Consider the following 20,792-nt stretch of genomic DNA (forward strand, 5'->3'; position numbering starts at 1 on the left):
ACACGGAAACAAATTTGCTGAAATTTGTTGTCAACCGATTGTCTTAAAGATCTTTGAATGCTTTCATTGTGATGCGGCTCACCACAAATTCCATGATCCGACTTTGGTCCACAAATACGCACTGTCCTTACACCCCAAATGACAAAGGAGTCTCCCGACATGATTTCCATCTTGTCCCGAGTGAAATCGCTGACACGCGCGGCGTCCGCCGGAACGGCTGTTGCTGCGCTGCTGGCGACCGCGGCCTGCTCATCGCCCGCCGCTGACTCGTCCCCGCAGCAGGCACCGTCCCGTGATCAAGAGCTGAGCATTGCCGTGCAGGCGCCGCCGGCGTCCCTGGACCCATCACAACTTGCCGAGGGGCAGCAGTCCTACGTGTGGGCGTCGATCTTCGACACACTGCTGATGGTTGACAAGAACGGAAAGGTCCAGCCCAACGCGGCTGAAAGCTGGAAATACTCGGATGACCTGCGCACCTTGACCCTCAAACTTCGTGGCGACCTGAAGTTCAGTACCGGGGCTCCGGTGACGTCCAAGGACGTTGTCGCCACCCTCGAACGCACACGGACCACTCCTGGCCAGCAGCAGTCCAAGCTTGCAAAAGTGACATCCGTTTCGGCGCCCGACGCTTCAACAGTTGTTCTTCAACTGTCCTCACCGGAGCCGTCCCTGTTGAACTACCTGGCACAGGCGACGGGCGTCATCGGGGATGCTCAATCATTGTCCTCGGCAACAACGAAGCTTCGCCCGACCGGGTCGGGTCCCTACGTGTTGTCCGACGCCACAACTGACGGTACCGAGTACGTCATGGAGCGGCGTGACGACTATTGGAACGCGGCAGCATTCCCCTTCAAAACGGTCAAGGTGAAGGTCATCGCGGACCGGACCGCACAATACAACGCGCTCCAGGCAGGCGAAGTCAAAGCGGCTCTGATCCAGGCTCCGCAGCGGAAACAGGCCGAAGGCGCCGGGTTCACGGTGAAGGAGGTGCAGGCTACTGCTGCCCTCGTGCTGGTCCTGGCTGACCGGAAGGGCGAACTCGTCCCGGCACTGGCAGATGAGAGGGTCCGACAGGCCATCAACTTGGCCTTTGACCGGGAGCAGATCGTGAAAGCGCTCCTGAACGGCGTCGGCAAACCGACGGACCAGGTATTCAACCCCAACGGGGACGCATACAACTCCGCCCTCGAGGGCACCTATGGGTTCGATAAGGAGAAGGCGCGCAAACTTCTCGCAGAGGCCGGCTACCCGGACGGGTTCTCGATGACGATGCCCAGCACCGTCGTCTCGCAGAACTTTGAGCCCGTCATCACCCAGGCATTGGCTGACATCGGGATCAAGGTCACGTGGGAGCCGGTACCCCCGCAGAACACCGCCGCGTCCGTTGCCTCCAAAAAGTATCCCGCCGTGCTCTGGTTTGCGGGCCTGAACGAAGCGGGCCGGGAAGTGGGGGACATGTACACCCCCCAGGCGTTCCTGAACCCCTTCAAGTGGGAGGACCCTGCATTCGACAAGTTGCTCCAGGACGTCGCCAACGAGCCAAATGACAGCGCACGAGCGGACCTCTACAAAAAGATCAGCGAATACACCGTCAAGCACGCGCTGAACGCCCCTATCGCCTATGTCGGCACCCTCTGGGCGACCGCCCCCGGCGTCGACTTCCTCCCCTCGGTGGTCGTTTTGCCTACCGTCCGTGACTTCGCGGTATCGGGCCACTAGCTTCACAACCTGGCAAGGCCCGGCGCGGGCCGGGCCTTGCCAGCCATCCCTCGTTTCCGTCACCCCCACCACAAGGAGCTCAAAGATGCCAGTGGAAACATCCCGGGGCAGCGCATGATCGGGTACGCGCTGCGCCGCCTTGGCGCAGGCATCGTCCTCGCGCTGCTGGTTACCATGATCACGTTCTTCCTCCTCAGCGGCTCGCTGGAATCCGTGGCCCGCGAACGGCTGGGGAGCGCAGCGACTCCCGAGTCCATCAAAGACCTTATGACCCAGCTCGGCTTCGACCGGCCCTCCCTTGTCCAATACCTGGATTGGCTCGGATCAGTACTGACTGGCAACTTCGGCACTTCCCTCTTCACCAGCCAACCCGTAGCACCCGCAGTCGCTTCGCGTTTGGGTGTCACCCTTTCGCTGGTCGTTACCGCGCTGATCATCACGGTGATCATCAGCGTCGCCCTGGGGGTCTGGGCAGCCTCACGCGGCGGCGTGGCCGACAAAGTATCCCAGGGCTTGTCACTGATTGGCCACATCGTTCCCGGGCTGCTCATTGCCATCGCCCTCGTGGCAGTCCTCGCTGTGAACCTGAAGCTGCTTCCGGCAACCGGGTTCACCCCCTTCGCGCAAAACCCCGCAAAGTGGGCGGCTTCGATCACCATTCCGGTGATCGTGCTCGTCATCGGAGGAGTGGCCAACATGGCCGCGCAAATACGCGGATCGATGATCGGTGAACTCCGCAAGGACTACGTACGCACGCTGCGAACACGTGGAATCCGGACGCGGTCCATCGTGCTCCGCCACGCGCTGCGGAACGCAGCGAGCCCGGCACTGACCGTCCTGTCCCTCGAATTCATCCAAATGCTCGGCGGCGCGCTCATCATCGAAAACGTATTCGCGCTGCCCGGGTACGGCCAGTACGCGTTCAACGCCTCCCTCCAAGGCGACATCCCCGTCATCATGGGCATCACTTTGTTCGGCGTCATGCTCGTGGTGACGGTGAACCTCATTACCGATGTAGCAAACGGCTGGCTCAACCCGAAGGCGAGAATCTATTGAGCATCGAAGAACTCAGCGTCGACCCCGGGCTGGCCACCCCGCCAAGGAAATCTCCCTTGCGGAAACTCCTCAGGGACCCCCAAGCGGTCATCACCTCCGCGCTGCTGCTGGTCATCATCGTCCTCGGACTCCTGACCCCATGGATCGGCCCCCACGACCCCAACGAGGCCCAACTCAACGCAATCAACGCAGTGCCAGGAACGCCCGGGTACCCGCTGGGCGCTGATCAGAACGGCCGCGACATCGCGTCCCGGCTCCTGCATTCAATCAACACAAGCATCATCGCAGCCCTCATCGGCGCGAGCGTCGCCCTCGTCATTGGCGTGACCTTCGGCCTGATCGGGGGCTACTTCGGACGGCGGCTGCGCAGCGCGACAGAATGGGTCTTCAGCCTCATTATGACCTTCCCCGGGCTGCTGCTGCTCATCGTCCTGATGCCGATCACCAAGGGCGACTACCGCGCCACCATGCTCATCTTTGGTGTGTTGCTCTCACCCGGGATTTACCGCCTCGTACGGAACCTCGTTGTCGGGGTGAAGAATGAACTGTACGTGGATGCCGCCCGAGTATCCGGGCTCTCCAACCTCCGCATCCTGGGCCGGCACGTCCTCTTCGTGGTCCGCGGCCCCATCATCATCGCCACCGCCTTCCTGGCCGGTTCCGCCATCAGCCTCCAGTCCGGCCTGGCCTTCCTGGGAGTCGGGTCGCACCTCGTTCCCAGCTTCGGCGCGATGATCGCGGACGGCTTCACCAACCTGTACGTGGACCCGACCCAATTCATCTGGCCCAGTGTCCTGCTCGGAACCCTCACGGCATCCCTCGTACTGCTCGGCAACTCCCTGCGGGACGCCTTCGAGGGTGTGAAACTGAAACCCGCAAAATCGGCCAGGCCCAGTGTCCAGAACACAACACAGGGCGCCGGCAGCGACGGTTCAGGAGAGCTGTTGTCCGTGAAGGACCTGGCAATTGCCTACCCCACGCCGTCGGGGCAACTGAAGGAGGTCGTAAAAGGGGTCAGCCTCAACCTTCGCGCAGGGGAGATCCTCGGCCTGGTCGGTGAGTCCGGTTCAGGGAAGACCCAAACCGCCTTCTCTGTCCTGGGGGTGCTCCCGTCGGAGGCGGTGGTGGTCCGTGGCTCCATTCAGGTCGAGGGACGGGAACTGCTCGGCCTCCGGGAGCAGGACCTGCGCGCCCTGCGCGGCCGCGGGATCTCCTACATACCGCAGGAACCCATGTCGAACCTTGACCCCTCGTACACTGTCGGCGCGCAACTCGTGGAGGGCCTCCGCGCATCCGCCCGCATCTCCGGGGCGGAAGCGAAAGCCAGGGTGCTCGCACTGTTGGAGCGCGTCGGAATCCAGGATCCCCCGCGAACGTTCGGGTCCTACCCGCACCAGATTTCCGGCGGAATGGCGCAGCGCGTCCTGATTGCCGGAGCGGTGGCAAGCCGTCCGAAGCTTCTCATCGCCGATGAACCCACCACCGCGCTCGATGTGACAGTCCAGGCCGAAATCCTGGACCTGCTACGGGACCTCCAGGCCGAACTGAACATGGCGGTCCTGCTCGTCACCCACAACTTCGGCGTGGTCGCGGACATCTGCGACCGGATCGCCGTCATGCAGGACGGCCAGATTGTCGAGTCGGGCACGGCCATGGAGCTGCTCCGCGAACCCAAGCACCCATACACCCAACTGCTCCTGGGCTCGATCCTTGACGAACACACCGTACGAACCGACCCGCCCGTGCCCGTCGCGGCGGCTTCTGGGGAGAGAAAATCATGACGACGCCACTACTGGACGTGACTGACCTTCGCGTCGCATTCACCGACCGCGGATTCCGTCCCAAGTCCACCGAGGTCCTGCATGGGGTTTCCCTGAGCATCGGCGAGGGAGAAACGCTCGGCGTCGTGGGCGAATCCGGATCCGGGAAAACCACCATCGGCCGGGCGGTCCTGGGTCTGGTGAAGCCCAGCGGGGGACGGATCACCTTTCAAGGCTCCGACATCACCCACGCCAGCCCTAAAGACCGCCGAATCCTGTCCAAAGACATCCAGGTCGTCTTCCAGGACCCCTATACCTCGCTGAACCCCTCACTGACCATCGGGGATACCCTGAGCGAACCCCTCATAGTCCAAGGAGCAGCAGCCCGCGAAGCACGAACCCGCGTCCAAAAGCTGCTGGACCAGGTAGGTCTCCCGCGCGACGCTGCCGAGCGCCTGCCGCGGGAGTTCAGCGGCGGCCAGCGTCAAAGAGTCGCCATCGCCCGCGCCCTGGCCCCCGAACCCAAACTCATCGTCTGCGATGAGCCCGTCTCGGCCCTGGACCTTTCCACCCAAGCCCGGGTCATGAATCTCTTTATCGACATTCAACGCCAGACCGGAGTCGCCTACCTGTTCATCTCCCACGACCTGGCAGCCGTACGCCACATCAGCCACCGCGTCAGTGTCGTCTACAGGGGAGACGTCGTGGAAACAGGACCAGCGGACTTGGTCACGTCCACCCCGGAACACCCGTATACACAGAAACTGCTGCTCGCGGCGCCGATCGCAGACCCCGTGGAACAGGAGAAACGCCGCGCCGAACGCCACCGGCTCGCCGAGCTCCACCGCGAACAGAACGTCCAGGCTGGAGTCGCATAATGGGGGCAGCACCCATACTTCCGGGTTTCCACCCTGACCCGTCGATCTGCCGGGCAGGTGATGACTTTTACCTCATCAACTCCAGCTTCGAGTACTTCCCGGGCGTACCAATATTCACCAGCAGGGATCTGCGCACCTGGCGACAGATCGGTAACGTCCTGGACCGCGAAAGCCAGCTCAATGTCAGCCCCGGCCTCTCCGGGGCCGGCAAAGGCATCTACGCGCCCACCATCCGTTTTCACGACGGAAGGTTCTGGATGGCAACGACCAACATCACGGACGTTGCCAAGGGGCACCTCATCGTTCACGCCCAGGACCCGTCCGGCCCCTGGAGTGACCCCGTCTACACCACAGGTGCCATCGGCTGGGACCCGGACCTGTCCTGGGATGAAGACGGCAACTGCCACCTCGCCTGGGCTGACCCAAGGGGCGGCATCGCGCACGCCCTGGTCAATCCGCTCACCGGCCAGTTGTTGTCCGAAACCGAACTGATCTGGCGGGGAACCGGGCTCTCCTCCCCGGAAGGCCCGCACCTGTTCCGCAAGAACGGGTGGTGGTATCTCCTCGTCGCAGAAGGCGGAACAGGTCCCGGCCACGCGGTCACCATAGGCCGCGCCCGTACGGTCACGGGGCCCTACGAGGCTCATCCCGACGGCCCGATCCTCACGCACCGCAGCACCTCCCACCCGGTACAGAACACCGGCCACGCCGACCTGGTCGAACTCCGCGCCGGCACCTGGGCCATGGTCTATCTGGGCGTCCGTCCACGAGGGGAATTCCCGCGCTTCCACGTCAACGGACGCGAGACGTTCCTCTCCGGCGTGGACTGGTCCAACGAGTGGCCCGTAATCATCCCGGACCGTTACCCGGAACCCCAGACAACCACCTCTTTCATTGACGACTTCACCAAGCCGGAATTGCATCCGCGCTGGATTTCCCCGGGCGTTCCTCCCGGCAGTTTCTGCCGGTCCAACGGAAACGGAGGCCTCACCCTGGACCCAGGACGCAGGGCCGAGGACAGGGAAGCCAAACGGCTGCTCGCCGTCAGGGCACAGGACGCCCAGTGGCAGGTGACCGTGGACGCGCCCGCCGGTAACCTGGCCCTCATCCTCCGCATCGACGACTCACACTGGGCGGGGGTTGAGCGCCGCGGTAACGTCATATCCGCCCGTGCTGTCATTGGGCCTCTGGACCAGACTCTCGCATCAGCGACCGGCATCCCGCCGACAGCGCCTTTGGCGCTCCGGACACGAGGAAATCCGCAGCAGCATGGTGCCCGTACAGGGCCGGACCGGGTTGAGCTGGGCTACATAGCGGACAACTTCCACGTGTTGGCGACCATTGATGGCCGGTACCTGTCCACGGAAGTCGCCGGCGGATTCACGGGAAGAGTCATCGGACTGGAAGCCCTTGACGGACCGGCGCGCGTGGAGCGCTTCGAATACCTGGCAGATGCCACGGACCCCTCTGCCGGGTCATAGGCGGCTACGTCGGGCAGCAGGTGCCCTTCCTAACGAGTTTCTTCAACCCATAAACCCCCGACTTTGATAGGGAAACCCATGAACGGAACGTCGTCTCATCCCCACGGCACTTTGCGGTGGGCCATCGCCGGGACCGGCACCATCTCCCGCAGCATCGTGCCCGATCTGCAGCTCATTCCCGGCAACCACGTAGAGGTTGTGTTCAGCAGGGACCACACCAAGGCGGCCCGGTTCGCCGAGGAATTTGGTCTCCCGCGTTCGACCAACGACTACACATCACTGATCACCGATCCCCTGGTTGACGCGCTGTATCTCGCCACGCCCTTTGCCACCCACGCTGCGATGGCCCGCCAAGCGCTGAACGCCGGCAAACATGTGATCATCGAAAAGCCCATGGCCACGAACACGCGCGAGGTCCAGGAACTCTTCGCCCTCGCTGAACACCGGGGCCTGTTCCTCCTGGAGGCCATGTGGATGAAGTTCAATCCCGCGTTCCAGCACCTTGTTGAACTCCTGGAGTCCGGGATCATCGGAACACCAGCAAGCCTGCGTGCCGGGTTCGGCTTTCCCCTGATCCCCGACGGCGGCAGCAGGTGGGACGTGGCACGCAGCGGCGGAACACTTCTGGATCAGGGCATCTACCCTGTCACGCTGGCCCACACCATCTTTGGTGAACCGGCAAGCATCCACGCCCGCGGACGGCTCAGAGCCGACGGCCTCGACTTCGCCGAACACTTCACCCTTGAGTTCGAGGACGGCCGGTTCGCCCAATGCGCGAGTTCAATGACCGAATTCCTCGATCCGTCCGCTGCGATCACCGGCACCAAGGGATGGATCACACTCCCGGGCATGTTTTGGACATCGACAACCCTCCTTGTCCATGGGGGATCCTGGGCCACAATGTTCGCCCCGGACCCGATACAACATCACCGCGAAGGCAACGGATACGTCCCCATGCTCCGCGCCGCCGGCGAAGCGATCCGCTCCGGAGCAACCCAGCACCCGACACATCCCGCGTCCCACACCATTGCCGTATTCCGAACCCTGGACACCATCCGCCATCAGGTTGAGGAAGCCGCCGCAACCTCTGAAAGTGATGGCCACATCACACACGCCTGAATCGAAGGATGGCCCGCTGCTGCGCGAACCACCCCACATCATCAACCCGTACCAATAATCACCAGGAGGACACCCAGTGCTAAAACCCCGCCCCACCACCACCCGAGAACTTGTAAACCTCGACGGGCTCTGGCGTTTCGCCGTCGCCGACGCAGATGTCCGCGAGCCCTGGACCGGGACCCTGGAAACCCAGCTTGAGGCCCCCGTGCCGGCCAGTTACAACGACCTCTTCACCGATCAGAAGATCCGCGACCACGTGGGATGGGTGTGGTACCAGCGAACAGTCCGTGTGCCGCGGGGTTGGGCAGGGGAGCGCGTGCTTCTCCGCCTGGACGCAGCCACCCACGAAGGAAAAGTCTACGTCGACGACGTTCTGGTCGCCCGGCACGTCGGTGGCTACACGCCCTTCGAGGCCGACATCACCGACCACGTCACCCCCGGCGGGGAATTTCGTCTCACGGTCGGGGTGAACAACGAGCTGACCAGCGAGACCATTCCCCCGGGCAGCATCACCGCCACCCGGGACGGGCGGCGCCAGCAAACCTACCTGCATGACTTCTACAACTACGCCGGCCTGGCAAGGTCGGTGTGGCTCTACAGCAAACCACGACGCCACATCAGCGACATCACCATCGTCACCGGTGTCATCGGCCAGACCGGTATCGTCGATTATTCCGTAACGGCCAGCCACGAAACCGGCGTCCGTGTCCGCGCCATCGACGCCGCAGGACATGAAGTCGCCACGGCGCACGGAAGCAGCGGAACTCTCGCCATCGACAGCGTCAATCTCTGGCAGCCGGGCGCCGCCTACCTCTACGACCTTGTGGTCGAGCTCGTCGAGGGCAACGAGGTGATTGACAGTTACACCGAACCGTTTGGCGTCAGGACCCTCGAGGTCACTGGGACCGAATTCCTCATCAACGGCAAACCGTTTTACTTCACCGGGTTCGGCAAACACGAGGACACGGCAGTCCGTGGCAAGGGTCACGACAACGCCTACCTGGTACACGACTTCCAGCTCCTGGACTGGGTGGGCGCGAACTCGTTCAGAACCTCGCACTACCCCTACGCCGAGGAGGTTCTGGAATTCGCGGACCGCCACGGCATCGTTGTCGTCGACGAGACGGCTGCCGTCGGCCTGAACCTGGGAGTCCAGGGCGGACTCACCGGGATAGGCCCCAAGCCGACCTTCTCTCCCGAAACTTTCAACCATGAGACCCAGGCCGCGCACGCGCAGCACCTTCGTGAAGTGATCGCCCGGGACAAGAACCACCCCAGCGTGGTGATGTGGAGCATCGCCAACGAGCCGGCCTCCAACGAGGAAGGAGCCCGGGAATTCTTCGAACCTCTTGTGAAGCTCGCGCGGGAACTGGATCCCACCCGTCCGCTGACCTACGCGGCGGTTATGTTCGCCACCTTCCAGAACGACAAGATCGCCGACCTCTTCGACGTCCTCAGCATCAACCGCTACTACGGCTGGTACGTATTCACCGGTGACCTTGCAACGGCCGAGCAGTACCTCGAAGCCGATCTGCGCGGCTGGGTGGAGGCGTTCGGCAAACCCGTCATGATGAGCGAGTACGGGGCGGACACCATGCCAGGGCAGCACTCGGTGTGGGACCTGCCCTGGAGCGAGGAATACCAGCAGTCCTACCTCACCATGAACCACCGCGTCTTTGACAGGATCGAGGCCTTCATCGGAGAACACGTCTGGAATTTCGCCGACTTCCAAACCTCCAACGGCATCCACCGTGTGGACGGCAACAGAAAAGGCATCTTCACCAGGGACCGCAAGCCGAAAGCCGCAGCCCACACCCTCCGCTCCCGCTGGACCGGACTCGCCGGCACCAAACCCTCAGCCAACCAAACAGCAGCACCCGACAACGAAAAGACAACAACTTCCTCCGTACACGCTCTGGAAGGAGCAAAATGACCGAAACCACACAAGCACTCACCGGTTCCCGTTCCATCCGGGAATGGCTTGACCATCCGGCGGGCGGCCCGCTGCTGAGGGGAATGCTCGCGGCTGCAGGGCAGGACGAAACAGCCCTCAAACCCATCGAACACTTCGCCCTCCAAAAGCTGGTCGAACTGGGCGGGGCCCAGTTTCCGCAAGCAGACCTGGATCACTTGGTGCGCGAAGTCAACGCGGGAGTACTCCCAGAGAACGACACGGAAGACGACGACGCCACTGCGCAGGCAGGGCAGTGGGCTGAACGGATCTCGGACGGGCGGTTCTCCGGCAAGACCGTGATCGTCACCGGGGCCGCCTCGGGCATCGGACGCGCCACCGCTTCCAGGATCGCGCGGGAAGGGGGGAGGGTCGTCGCTGTAGACATCGCCGCTGACCGGCTCGACGAGCTGGCCAGTGCCCACCCCGAGGCGGACATCGTCCCGGTGCAGGCGGACATCACCCAGGATCAGGACATTGCCAGGATCATCAACGCAGCCGGAGCACGGATTGACGCCCTCGCAAACGTCGCAGGGATTATGGACGACATGACGCCGCTGCATGAAGTGTCCGACGACGTCTGGACCAGAGTGTTCGCGGTCAACGTCGATGGGATGTTCCGCCTGACCCGGGCCGTGATCCCCGCGATGATCGCCGCGGAACGGGGATCAATTGTCAACGTTGCGTCCGAGGCCGCCCTGCGCGGCAACTCCGCCGGAGTGGCCTACACCGCCTCCAAACATGCCGTTCTCGGCATGACGCGCAGTACCGCCTTCATGTACGCCCCGCAAGGTATCAGGGTCAATGCAGTAGCCCCGGGTCCGGTCGCGACGAGAATCGAAGCCACCTTCCGCTCAGAACTCGGCGCGAAACGTCTCGGCCCGTTCATGCAGATGATTCCTCCCGTGGCAGAGGCATCCCAGTTAGCCGCATCGATAACCTTCTTGCTTAGTGATGACGGAACGAACATCTCCGGCGCTGTCCTGCCCTCAGACGGTGCCTGGTCCGTGCAATAAGAGCCAGTTCCGGAAGGCTCCGGGGAGGTGCCCGCATGGCTGCCGGCGCCTTCCCGCTGCACCACAGAGTCCCCGCAGGTCGGGAACACCCGCTGGCTCCGCACGGCATCGACTACCAGGAATCCTCATGGACACCACCTCCCGCAGTCATTCCCAGCACGCTCCCACGACGGGTGACTTCACCATGCGGCAACCTGAAGACGATTGGACGCTGCTCGTTGGCCAGAACATTGAGATCTACGAACAGGGAAAGATCCTCGACAAAGGCCACGTGGAGGACGTGACAACAAACGGGCACGTCCTCTGGCTGACGATGGAAGGCCCACAGCACCGACGCCTCGTCGAGAAGACACCTACAAGGCACGTCAAGGTCCTTCATACCAGAGCCTAAATGATGACCTTTCCTCGGCGACCAACATCGCCTCAGGCCGAGCCGGCAGCGGTTGACCACAGCCTCCGACCCTCGTCCTTTCCGACAGTGTTCTAAGGTCTTCTCAGAGGAAGGTCCGACCTAACACTCGGGTTTGTCAGTTTGGGGTGTACACAAAGCTGATGGGATTAGAGACCGGGTTAAAAGGGGCTGTCTAGCAAGTTGTTGATGTGGGTGTCCAGCAAGCAATGGGAGCTTCGGAGCGCGCTGACAGCTCGGAAACGAACATCGGGATCCCAGACAAGGTGGATAAGACCTGGTGGCTCGAGACCCACAACACCCTTGCCACCGCCAACTCTGAGCGGTTCCATTCATTTGCTCCCCAGCCGAAAAGGTTCCGGAATCGGTACCCGCAGTAACTGAGTCCCTAGGAATGTTGACCACTTCGCGTCGCACTGGACTCGCACACCCACCTTTAATCCCTCGGCTGTCTACGTGAAGCCGCTTGACCTCGACCTGGCACGGGCCGGGGGAGCTGGCGTGCAGATGGCGCCGACGCCACCGCCGTGTAGGTGGGTCTGGAGTGCGATGCCTCACTGCTGGACGCCCCACCCGCAAAGTGCGGTTACTTACTACTTGCAGGAACAGTAAAGCTTCCCACCAGGCAGCGGCCCGATAGAGATCATGGCGGCTTGAATTCTTCACTGCCACAGCGTGCATTCTGCGATACGACAAACTAGTCCATAGGCATGGCCATAACGGTCGGCATCCGATCTGCAGGAAGCAAGAGTTCCCGCAGCTTCCGCTGCAGCCTTGGCCGGTCAAACTCAGACAAAACGGTCGTCGGCCGCACCTACAGCAGATTCCCGGCTGCAAAAAAGCAGGGCCTGCCCGCTGAGGGACACCTCGTCGCGGCCCGGGAATGGGCCGAACCGGACAGCAGCGAAGAGTACTCCTGGAGCCCCTTCCAGGGCTCCCTGCCTCGGCCATTTCCCAGAACCGATAATGGAGATTCCGTCAACCACATCTGCTCGGTAGCGGGATGTCGGAGCCGTGGCTCGCTGGCGAAGCCGCCGGGAGGGAAGATTCACTGTCACTAGTTAACAGGAAGTACACTGCCTTCGTCTTACGGGGACATGAATTAGGGCATGTCGAACGGTAGTGCTTTGTAAGCCGTGCTCTTGTCCATGTTCCAGCCTGCGACGATGCCGGAGCCGACCATTTGGTCGCTGAGGCGGGCGAGGCGGTAGGCGGGGTCGGTATCGAGGGCGAGTTGGAGGAATTGGTGTGCTTTGCTGCCCTTGCCTTCCCACCAGTTGATGTAGCCAATCGCAGTGAGGACCGGTGCTGCGTGTTCGGGGGAGGTCCGGGTGTACGCGTGCAGGAGGAGATGTTGTGCCCATTCGATGCGCGACCACTTCGGGGCCTGTGTGGTTTGGGCGAACAGGATGTGCTGCATGGGTTCGTCCATCCCAGGGATGTCGGCTATGAGCCTGTCTCGGATGGCGGGGAATTGCAGGTTCGCGACGAGGGCGTGGCAGTCGTCGTCGCTGGGGAAGTCTGTCGAGCCGAGCATGTTGCCCCAGAGTTCCCTTCCGTGAAGGAGGGCCGTTTCGGCCGGTTGAGACTTGATGGAGTCCATGTGGCTTTCAACCGCGGCGGCTTTCGCTGCTGTCGGGCCGGTGGCTGGAAGGGTGATGCGGTCGGTGGGTTGGACATAGCTGCCGCGGTAGATGAATTCCGCGTTGATGGCGCTGGTCTGGGTGGAATTGACGGGCAGGGCGAGGCTGGTGCCTGGTTCCCCGTCGTAGGGGGAGAAGGTTTCGTCGCCGATGAGGAGGCCGTCCCGGATGGTGATTCCCTGCTCGGCGAGGACCCCGGTGAGGGCGGCGATCGTTCCGGCCTGCGGCCTGGCCTCCCCGGGCTGGGTGGTTTCGCTGGTGTAGACCGCGAAGAGGATCGATGTTGCAGTGGTGTCACTGGTGAGGTAGTGGGCGACCGTTCGTGCGTAGTTGAGCTCCTGGCCCGGTTGGTGGGGGAGGTCGATACGGAGAGTGGCACCGATGCTGTTGTCGTTCATCGTGATGCACACCAGGCTTTCCTGGGGCCAGAAGCCCAGGGTGTGCCCGATGAAGCTGAGGACATCCGATGGTGTTTTGATCGTGAGCTTTTCCATGATCCCGTTTCCTTCACCCTTGATTTCTGTTTTGTCTGCGGTTGTTGGTCGTGATCGTCGTTCTGGTAGGGGACCATCCGCTGGGCTGAGGGGACGGAGTGCAACTTGGGGGACCGGCGCCGGGGCTGAAAACTTCGTCCCGGCGCCATCCGACTCCGGTCTGGGAAGTTTTCGGTTCCGGGGTCGGCGTGTAGCGCCCTGGTTGCGCGGAGGGCCCGCCCAGCGACCATGGGACATATCAGAATGACAAGCAGCGATGAGTTTGTTCTTTTCCATGGGTTTTGAAGAATGGGACCGCATGACTTCGGCGGTTGTTGAGGGCGCTCAGGCTTTTTTGCAGCGGCGTGGAGATTTCGCTTGGTGGCCGTTTGGTCCTGGACGGATTGCTGATGCATAGAATCTCTCGTATGAGGAGAACTGGCTTTCGTATGCCAGATTTATCGGGGGTACGGCTTTGGGGTTTCGTTACCACAAGTCAAAGAGTTTTGGGCCGGTGAGTATGTCAACTTGTTTCAGGACCACTGAGGCGGCCTGATCCAGGACCGTCCACTACCCAGCTGGCCTGAGTGCTGGACCTTGCCACCTCGGGAGGCGACGGGCGCAGCAGGCTGGGGCCTCCGAGGTTCAAGCAGACCATGAACGAACTGCCATACTCTGACAATGGCCGTTTACTTTGAGTGCACGACACGGTCGAGCACGCCCCAATCGGAACTGTTTGATCGTGCCCGGAGTATCGACGCCCACAAGGACTCGATGGCGCAGTCTCGTGAAGAGGCGGTTGCCGGCGTCACGTCCGGGCTCATCTCTTTGGGTGAGGAAGTCACGTGGCGAGCTTGGCACTTCGGCGTTCCGCTTCACATGACGAGCCGGATCACCGAGATGGAGTCGCCGAACTATTTTGTGGATGAGCAGGTCAAAGGTCCGTTTCGGCGGTTCCGGCACGTCCATGAGTTCAGTCAGGACGCGGCGGGCACCACGATGATTGATCGGATCGAGTTCGCGGCACCGTTCGGCCCCCTAGGGCGTCTGGTGGAGAGGCTGGTGCTGGCCCGCTACCTTCAAAAGCTAATCGAGTCGCGGAATCGGCACCTTACCGAGGATCCCACTCGCGGATAGTTCGTATCAGTAGTCCAGGGGCACCCGGCTAGCCTCCGGTTTGTTGGGCCATGGTGTGTGCCAGACGGTAGGAGTCTGTCCCGGTTTCGATGATGGCTCCATTGAACGTAAGCCTGTCCACGATCGCGGCGCACAGCCTAGGGTCGGTGAAGGTTTTGGTCCAGCCGGAGAATGATTCGTTGCTTGCGATGGCGATGGAGTTCTTCTCTTCGCGTTCGGTGAGGACCTGGAAGAGGAGTTCGGCGCCGCGGCGGTCCAGTTCCATATAGCCGAGTTCGTCGATGCAGAGCAGGTCGACGCGGCCGTAGCGGGCGATTGTTTTGGCCAGCATCTTTTCGTCGGCGGCTTCGACGAGTTCGTTCACGAGCCTGGTCGCCAGGGTGTATTTGACCCGGTAGCCCTTCTCTGCCGCGGCCGTTCCAAGGCCGATGAGCAGATGGGATTTTCCCGTCCCGGAGTCCCCGATGAGGCAAAGTGGTGCACCTTTGCGGATCCAGTCCCCGGTCGCGAGGGTGTGGATGGTGGCGGGGTTGATGCTCGGGTTCGCATCGAAGTCGAAATCCCCGAGCCATTTGTCCCGGGGGAAGTTGGCGGCTTTGACGCGGCGGATGGAGGAGCGCCGGTCCCGGTCATCGCACTCGGCCAGCAGCAGCTCGGCCAGGAACCCCTGATAGCTGAGTTGTTCTTTGCCGGCGACGGTCAGGGCCTCGTCCAGGACTGCCCGGACCGTGGGCAGGCGGAGCCGGCGGCAGGCCTGGTCCACGGCCGCGACCGCGGCTTGCTCGGTCAGTCCGCGCCGCCGGCGCAGGGTCGGGGTAATGGTGACGGCCGATGCGGTGGGACTCATGAGATGTTCTCCTTCGACGCTATTCCTGCGGGATGTTCGGTGCGTTTGGCCAGCAGCTCGTCGTAGGTGCTGACCGATGGCATGGGCCGTGTGTCCGGCGGGAGCCCTGCGATGACGGCGGCCGGGTCCATGAGTCGGCGCTGGGTGAGACTGACAACCCGTTGCACATTGACTTCATCGTGAGCACCGGGATGACGGTCCGAACCGGACCCACCCCCGGAAGCAACCGTTGCGTGTCTGCGGGCTTCGACTGCGACGACATCGGCACTGACAGCACCCACTCCCAGCGCCGCCGCGATCCCTGCCTGGACGTCGCGGGCGTCCATGGAACGGTGGAGCAGCAGCACGTCGATGAGTTCACGGGTGCCGTCGGCATCGCCGTTGACCCTGCGGGCAGCGGCCCAGAACGCTTCATGGGCGTTGGTGAACGCCCCGGACTCGCGTGCCCTGGCCAGCGCGGTCGAACCGGGCAGCGCGCCCGGTTTGGTCTTAAGCACCTCGAGGTAGTGATCCAGCTGGACCGATTGCCCACCTTTGGCAACGATTCGCGGATGCCTGGCGGCCACGGCACGGCCGTCGAACACCACGACCTCGGACGCCCGCAGGGACACCCGGACTTTCCTGCCGATGAACCGGGCCGGGACGGAGTATTTCACCATCCTCACCGTGATCATCGAAGACCTGTCCACGCGCGGCGTCAGGACGAGCCCCGGGTCGAAAATCTCTCCCGGCAGCGACGCCAGGAACGGCCGCTCGGCGGCGAGGTCCTGGCCGATGGTGCGGATCCTGTCATTGATCCGCCGGGCATCGTCCTGCGCTTCCCATTCCCGGATTCGGTTGTTGAGCTCATCCAGGGATGCAGTAACAGGCATCGGGGAGAGCCGGTTGCGGCGGAACCAGCCGACTTCTCCTTCGACGCCGCCCTTTTCGTGAGCCCCGGCGATGCCGGGCTGGCAGTAGAAGGGGTCGAAGCCGTAGTGGGAGCGGAACAGAACCCACCGGTCGTTCTCCTGGCGCTGCCGGCCCTGCCCGAACACCACCGCGGTGACCGCGCTGGTGAGGTTGTCATAGCGGATATGCCGGACCGGCACGCCACCGATCTCGTTGAACGCCTCGATGTGGCCTTCCAGGAATGCTTCCTGGGCCTGCGTCGGGTAGATCCGGTGGATGGCCTTGCCGGAGTTCGAGAGCCGAAAGACGAACATGTGGCACTTGGTCTTCACCCCATTCAGGACGACCCAGAGTTCCCCGAAGTCCACCTCTGCCTCCGCGCCCGGGGCGTGTTCCTGCGGGACAAACACTTCCACCCGGCGGCCGGCCTCGACATCTATCCGCGCCCGGCGGACCCGCACGTAGTCTCGCACCGTCGAATACGACAGATCGGCCGCTCCGTGCTCCTCAATGAGCCGGGCCAGGATCCTGCGGGCGGTATGGCGCTGCTTCCTCGGCGCGGTGGTGTCCTCGGTCAGCATGGCATCGATCGCCGTCTTGAAAGGGTCCAGCCGGGGCGATGACCTCATTGGCGTCTTCCGCGCCGGCGGGAGAGGATCCGACAATGCCTGCCGGACTGTGTCCCTGCCGATTTGATACCGCTTTGCCAGCCCACGGATCGACAGGCCCTCAACGCGGGCGTCTCTGCGGATCTTGGCGAACAGCTCCATACGCACCCTCATCCGGACCTCCCAATGCTCGCTTTCATCAGATGAAAACAACACTGGGGGTGGTCCTGACTCAAACCGTCACAAGCAACCGGCGAGTCGTGGGTGGTCCTGGTTCAAGCCGTCACACCGGTCCTGAATCAAACTGCCATAATCAGGCCGGTGCGGATCACCGCATCGAAGCGCGGATTGAGCGCAAGCGTTGGGGGGCGGCCCCTTCCGGGTCACGAAGTCGGCAATGCGTCGCACAATAACTACGGTGAGGATCCCCAAGATTGGGGTCTCCTATTCGAGAGGCAGCAAACCTCCTTACCTTCGTCGGCGAAAGCCCGGCGAGGCTGAACGCGGGCGGACGCGGCGTCATCAGCCAAGTTTTCGATACCGCCACCAGGGACCCTGAGAGATTCTTCAGTAGTGGCTGAATAGGTGGCGTCCTCCCACGCCTGGCGGTCACGACGGCGCTTTCGCAGCACGAAAGTCAGCCCGACAATGCCGCTTCGCCTCATCAGGATTCGTCGTACGCGGTGCCACTGGAACCAATTGCAGCGGTCAATCAGCCTTCTTCCTCCCCTAAGCGCTCGTATCCTGTTTCCCTTGGTCGCGCTGCGTGGTCGAACGTGGAGGTCGTTGGTGAGCACGCCTACGCTAAGGCAATCAAGACCGCGCTCCTCGCCAACGGAGCCATATCCATTCGCGGGTCCGACGGTGAAGTTGAAGGTGTTGAGGTGGAGTTGGTTGCTGAGCCGGACAACCCGCACGATGCTAATGCCATCAGTGTTCGGTGGAGAGGCCGGGTGCTTGGTTATCTCAGTCGTGAGGACGCGCTTCGCTATAAACAACCAATCAGGAGAAGCATCGCCAGCGGACTGCTCGCTGCAACTACCGCTCGCATTTGGGGATACGACGACGGCGCCCAGCTTCGTGCACGCGTCACCATTGCGCTGCCAGAACCGGAACTGATCACTCCACTCAACGCGGCCCCCACAGGCGTGAGCACGCTCTTGCCGTGGGGATCAGGAATTCAGGTCCTGAAGGAAGAGAACCACTTCGACATGCTGTCCAGCCACGTCCCAACCGACCGTCGAGGCCTCCTGCTGGTCAGCCTGCACAAAGCGATCAACACGTTGAAAAACGGCACACAGCGCCCGCTGGTCGAGGTACGAACTCGACGGCAAACGGGTTGGGAAACTCAGCAACGTCACTTCAGCACACCTGCTCCCGCTCCTCGAACACACCGAGGCAGTCGGTGAGACCGCCGTAGCCTACGCCAAAATCACCGGTTCTGCCCTCGCGGCACAGCTCGTCCTCCACGCCGCTAAAGCCACCGAAATCAGCAACGATTGGCTTTCCAGCGGTCCGCACCCGGTCCCGAAGCTCCCTCCGCTGGCCGCGAACTACGAGGTCCCGGCCGCCTACGCAAAGTAAGGGAAACCAAGCAAAGAAATCCCGAGCCAGGAGTGTGGACAATGTGCACACTCCTGGCCTCGGATTAGCCCGTACTGTCTCCGAACGGGCACGGATTCCGCATGTTTTCGCGGGTTCCCCGTGTTTGCAGGGCCTGGAATGTAGTTCGAGTCCCACCTCGGGCACAGTGTTTTCCCTCGTCAGGGGCTTTTTTGCTTTGACGTCTTGACAAAGCTTGTTTCGCGTCGCTCTGGCGGGTGGGTCGCGGGCTGGTGCCTGGCCGCCGCGGGGCCTGTTCAGGTGTGTGGGGTGGCGGGTTCAAGTCCCTAGCTGGTGGGCCTTCCGCCTGCTGTGGTGCGGTTAGATGCTTCCTCGTTTCGGTTCTGTGTGGTGGGCGTGGTTGCCCAACACCTATTCATGGTCCGAGGTGGCGGGTACAACATGACGTAGCCGCCGTTGGTACGGCAATTTTCTTGAAGGGCTCCTTGCAACCGCCGCCGGAGCCGTATGCGCTCGATTTGTCCTGCCAAATTGGGTGTGGACAGTGTCCACACTTACGTCTGCTTTATGAGAGTCCCTGCTGGCTAGGAGCACGGAAGGGCATGTCGGATCAAGGGCCCCAGGTGCCGCCCTGACTGCGGCGGGGAACGGCCCAGTGAAGAACAGAAGGATAAAGGCGAAGCAGGCTTGGCTGCAGGTCGCACAAAATTGTGGGGGAGCGGGCCACTACGACGCCCAGGAACGGGCTCGGCCTTCTGACACACCGAGTGCTTGGACCAAGCGCCGGGGATTGGGCCTACGGTCGTCCCGGCTCGAGAGACTCCGCGTTGCAGTTTGCAGTGATCGGGACCCGGCGGGGTCAACGTTGCGCTAAGACAGAAGTGGCAGGGTTCGATCTAAGAGCTTTTCCAAGACAACGTGGGAAATGAACGACCACACCTCATTCAAGCCCTGCCTGACGTGCGGCCTTACGTCAACTTAGGGTCTAACTCCATCTTGGAGCCGGCCCTAGCGGGGAAGGGGAAAGCCCTCGACCGGAGTCGGTCGAGGGCCTTCCTCACGTCCAGACTTGTGGAGGAGATGGAGGTCTACGGCTTGGAATTATGCGCCTGGATCCCGCTGTGGGGAGTCTCGGCGAGCAGGTGCTCGCCCTTCAGCACTTCGGGGTCTGCCGGAGCGACGGTGGCACGTCCGCCCCGGCTGCCGGTCTCGGGGAGTGTGAAGTAAACGACGAGGCAGAGGGCGACGATGGCGATCATGTATACCGCGACGAACATGGGCTGTCCGGCGCCGACGAACGCGGCGGCGATCAGTGGTGCGGTGCCGCCAAAGACGGCGATGACGATCTGGTGTGCGAAGCCGATTCCGGAGACCCGGACAGAGGCCGGGAACAGCTCGGCCTGGATTGTCGGGTAACTGACCGAATACGAAGTGACATACCTGACCCTTCACGTCGCCCGGATGGTCGAAGCCTTCCGGCTTCGCTGACATCCGACGACCCAGGAGACGTTGTGAGGGTGGGGTGTGCTCCACACGCGGGAGCGTCCCATTTTAGTTGATCCGTCGTTGGCATTTAGTTGACGTTTCCGGCGATGCTGATGGCACAGGCATTCAGGCCGGCTTCCATCGTGTGGACCATCGTGCCCCTGCCTTTCCCTCCGGCGGCGTCCGGTGCCCTGGCCTAGTGCGAGGTGAATGCATTTCAAGCTGCTGCGCGCGGACGCAAAGGGCCTTAGCGGGGGAGGAGTCCCGCGAATTCATGGTTTTGGAAGACCAAGGGATCTTTGGCGTTCCCGGTGTTGAGGCCCAGGACCCTGGCCAGGACAAAGGCGTGGTCCCCGATGGGCGTGACGTTCTCGATTTGGCATTCCAAGGCCGCGACTGCGCCTGCGACCAGTGGGGCACCGTATGCTCCTTGGATCCAGAAGCTGTCATCGAAGCGGTCCGCGTCCTTTTACCCAGCTTGCGGCAGAACTGCGCCTGTGTTGATGCAAGAGCGCTGATGCCCAGCACGGTGGCCTTGTTGAGTTGTGGCCAGCTGGAAGACTCGTGGCCGATGAAGAAGCCGACCACGCACGGGTCCAGGGAGATAAAGACGAACGATCCGACGATCATTGCGGCACGGTCACCGGTGAGTTCAGACTGTCCGGCGACGACGGCGACGCTGGTGGGCACCATGGACATGGTGTCCCGCACGTGGGTGGGATCGAGAGTGCCGGGCCGTTCGGTAACGATAGTCAT

15 protein-coding genes and 1 pseudogene are annotated in these 20,792 nt (G+C 62.5%); 11 read left to right on the forward strand and 5 right to left on the reverse strand.

From position 1 onward, the window contains the following. The first annotated feature begins 159 nt into the window (after window positions 1–159). The 9 genes from ACEN9K_RS10450 (at window position 160) to ACEN9K_RS10490 (ending at window position 11,371) form a co-directional block, all read left to right on the forward strand. On the forward strand, window positions 160–1,719 hold the full coding sequence (locus tag ACEN9K_RS10450; protein WP_166673057.1) for an ABC transporter substrate-binding protein: 1,560 nt from the start codon (window positions 160–162) through the stop codon (window positions 1,717–1,719). Window positions 1,720–1,833: 114 nt separating this feature from the next. Continuing rightward, on the forward strand, window positions 1,834–2,775 hold the full coding sequence (locus ACEN9K_RS10455) for an ABC transporter permease (RefSeq protein WP_134164237.1): 942 nt from the start codon (window positions 1,834–1,836) through the stop codon (window positions 2,773–2,775). Next, complete coding sequence (locus ACEN9K_RS10460) at window positions 2,772–4,556, forward strand: dipeptide/oligopeptide/nickel ABC transporter permease/ATP-binding protein (protein WP_488314708.1); 1,785 nt, start codon at window positions 2,772–2,774, stop codon at window positions 4,554–4,556. Before ACEN9K_RS10455 ends, ACEN9K_RS10460 begins: the two co-directional genes overlap by 4 nt. Beyond that, window positions 4,553–5,413: an ATP-binding cassette domain-containing protein gene (locus tag ACEN9K_RS10465; protein ID WP_134164236.1), complete on the forward strand. Its 861-nt coding sequence runs from the start codon at window positions 4,553–4,555 to the stop codon at window positions 5,411–5,413. Before ACEN9K_RS10460 ends, ACEN9K_RS10465 begins: the two co-directional genes overlap by 4 nt. Further along, window positions 5,413–6,894 (forward strand): glycoside hydrolase family 43 protein, encoded by a 1,482-nt coding sequence (locus ACEN9K_RS10470; protein WP_495634374.1) that lies wholly within the window; start codon window positions 5,413–5,415, stop codon window positions 6,892–6,894. The genes ACEN9K_RS10465 and ACEN9K_RS10470 overlap by 1 nt, the downstream gene beginning before the upstream one ends. Window positions 6,895–6,972: 78 nt before the next feature. After that, window positions 6,973–8,013 carry a Gfo/Idh/MocA family protein gene (locus tag ACEN9K_RS10475; protein ID WP_495634375.1) on the forward strand — a complete coding sequence of 347 codons (1,041 nt, stop codon included), beginning with the start codon at window positions 6,973–6,975 and terminating at the stop codon, window positions 8,011–8,013. Between the two features lie 76 nt (window positions 8,014–8,089). Further along, window positions 8,090–9,946: a beta-glucuronidase gene (gene uidA, locus ACEN9K_RS10480; protein WP_134164233.1), complete on the forward strand. Its 1,857-nt coding sequence runs from the start codon at window positions 8,090–8,092 to the stop codon at window positions 9,944–9,946. Next, on the forward strand, window positions 9,943–10,980 hold the full coding sequence (locus ACEN9K_RS10485) for an SDR family NAD(P)-dependent oxidoreductase (RefSeq protein WP_134164232.1): 1,038 nt from the start codon (window positions 9,943–9,945) through the stop codon (window positions 10,978–10,980). The genes uidA and ACEN9K_RS10485 overlap by 4 nt, the downstream gene beginning before the upstream one ends. Window positions 10,981–11,107: 127 nt before the next feature. Continuing rightward, window positions 11,108–11,371 carry a hypothetical protein gene (locus ACEN9K_RS10490; RefSeq protein ID WP_134164231.1) on the forward strand — a complete coding sequence of 88 codons (264 nt, stop codon included), beginning with the start codon at window positions 11,108–11,110 and terminating at the stop codon, window positions 11,369–11,371. 1,120 nt (window positions 11,372–12,491) lie between these two features. Here ACEN9K_RS10490 and ACEN9K_RS10495 read toward each other — a convergent pair. After that, entirely contained in the window at window positions 12,492–13,526 is a 1,035-nt protein-coding gene (locus ACEN9K_RS10495; protein ID WP_134164230.1) for a DUF4192 domain-containing protein, read from the reverse strand. A 660-nt stretch (window positions 13,527–14,186) separates the two neighbouring features. Between ACEN9K_RS10495 and ACEN9K_RS10500 the strand changes: the two genes are divergently transcribed. Continuing rightward, the gene (locus tag ACEN9K_RS10500; RefSeq protein ID WP_495634376.1) at window positions 14,187–14,642 is read left to right on the forward strand and encodes an SRPBCC family protein; all 456 of its coding nucleotides are present in this window, start codon (window positions 14,187–14,189) and stop codon (window positions 14,640–14,642) included. 28 nt (window positions 14,643–14,670) lie between these two features. On the opposite strand, the gene istB is transcribed toward ACEN9K_RS10500, so the two are convergent. Together istB and istA are read right to left on the reverse strand one after the other, a co-directional pair. Beyond that, window positions 14,671–15,489, reverse strand: a complete 819-nt coding sequence (gene istB / locus ACEN9K_RS10505; RefSeq protein ID WP_495634377.1) for an IS21-like element helper ATPase IstB — start codon at window positions 15,487–15,489, stop codon at window positions 14,671–14,673. Then, on the reverse strand, window positions 15,486–17,162 hold the full coding sequence (istA, locus tag ACEN9K_RS10510; RefSeq protein WP_495634378.1) for an IS21 family transposase: 1,677 nt from the start codon (window positions 17,160–17,162) through the stop codon (window positions 15,486–15,488). The genes istB and istA overlap by 4 nt, the downstream gene beginning before the upstream one ends. A gap of 509 nt (window positions 17,163–17,671) precedes the next feature. On the opposite strand from istA, the gene ACEN9K_RS10515 reads away from it, so the two are divergent. Next, window positions 17,672–18,397, forward strand: coding sequence for an HIRAN domain-containing protein (locus tag ACEN9K_RS10515; protein ID WP_165838102.1), 726 nt, complete (start codon window positions 17,672–17,674; stop codon window positions 18,395–18,397). A 1,242-nt stretch (window positions 18,398–19,639) separates the two neighbouring features. On the opposite strand, the gene ACEN9K_RS10520 is transcribed toward ACEN9K_RS10515, so the two are convergent. Further along, a complete protein-coding gene (locus ACEN9K_RS10520; protein WP_018763842.1) occupies window positions 19,640–19,828 on the reverse strand; it encodes a hypothetical protein in 189 nt (62 codons plus the stop codon). A gap of 455 nt (window positions 19,829–20,283) precedes the next feature. Next, window positions 20,284–20,792: pseudogene (locus ACEN9K_RS10525) on the reverse strand (flavin reductase family protein).

Source organism: Pseudarthrobacter sp. Pseusp20 (genome assembly GCF_059492155.1).

Bases quoted from the DNA above. Each gene is read 5' to 3' on its own strand.
- ACEN9K_RS10450 (WP_166673057.1), top strand. From the start codon at position 160: ATGATTTCCATCTTGTCCCGAGTGAAATCGCTGACACGCGCGGCGTCC.
- ACEN9K_RS10455 (WP_134164237.1), top strand. From the start codon at position 1,834: ATGATCGGGTACGCGCTGCGCCGCCTTGGCGCAGGCATCGTCCTCGCG.
- ACEN9K_RS10465 (WP_134164236.1), top strand. From the start codon at position 4,553: ATGACGACGCCACTACTGGACGTGACTGACCTTCGCGTCGCATTCACC.
- ACEN9K_RS10470 (WP_495634374.1), top strand. From the start codon at position 5,413: ATGGGGGCAGCACCCATACTTCCGGGTTTCCACCCTGACCCGTCGATC.
- ACEN9K_RS10475 (WP_495634375.1), top strand. From the start codon at position 6,973: ATGAACGGAACGTCGTCTCATCCCCACGGCACTTTGCGGTGGGCCATC.
- ACEN9K_RS10485 (WP_134164232.1), top strand. From the start codon at position 9,943: ATGACCGAAACCACACAAGCACTCACCGGTTCCCGTTCCATCCGGGAA.
- ACEN9K_RS10490 (WP_134164231.1), top strand. From the start codon at position 11,108: ATGGACACCACCTCCCGCAGTCATTCCCAGCACGCTCCCACGACGGGT.
- ACEN9K_RS10495 (WP_134164230.1), bottom strand. From the start codon at position 13,526: ATGGAAAAGCTCACGATCAAAACACCATCGGATGTCCTCAGCTTCATC.
- ACEN9K_RS10500 (WP_495634376.1), top strand. From the start codon at position 14,187: ATGGCCGTTTACTTTGAGTGCACGACACGGTCGAGCACGCCCCAATCG.
- istB (WP_495634377.1), bottom strand. From the start codon at position 15,489: ATGAGTCCCACCGCATCGGCCGTCACCATTACCCCGACCCTGCGCCGG.
- istA (WP_495634378.1), bottom strand. From the start codon at position 17,162: ATGAGGGTGCGTATGGAGCTGTTCGCCAAGATCCGCAGAGACGCCCGC.
- ACEN9K_RS10520 (WP_018763842.1), bottom strand. From the start codon at position 19,828: ATGTTCGTCGCGGTATACATGATCGCCATCGTCGCCCTCTGCCTCGTC.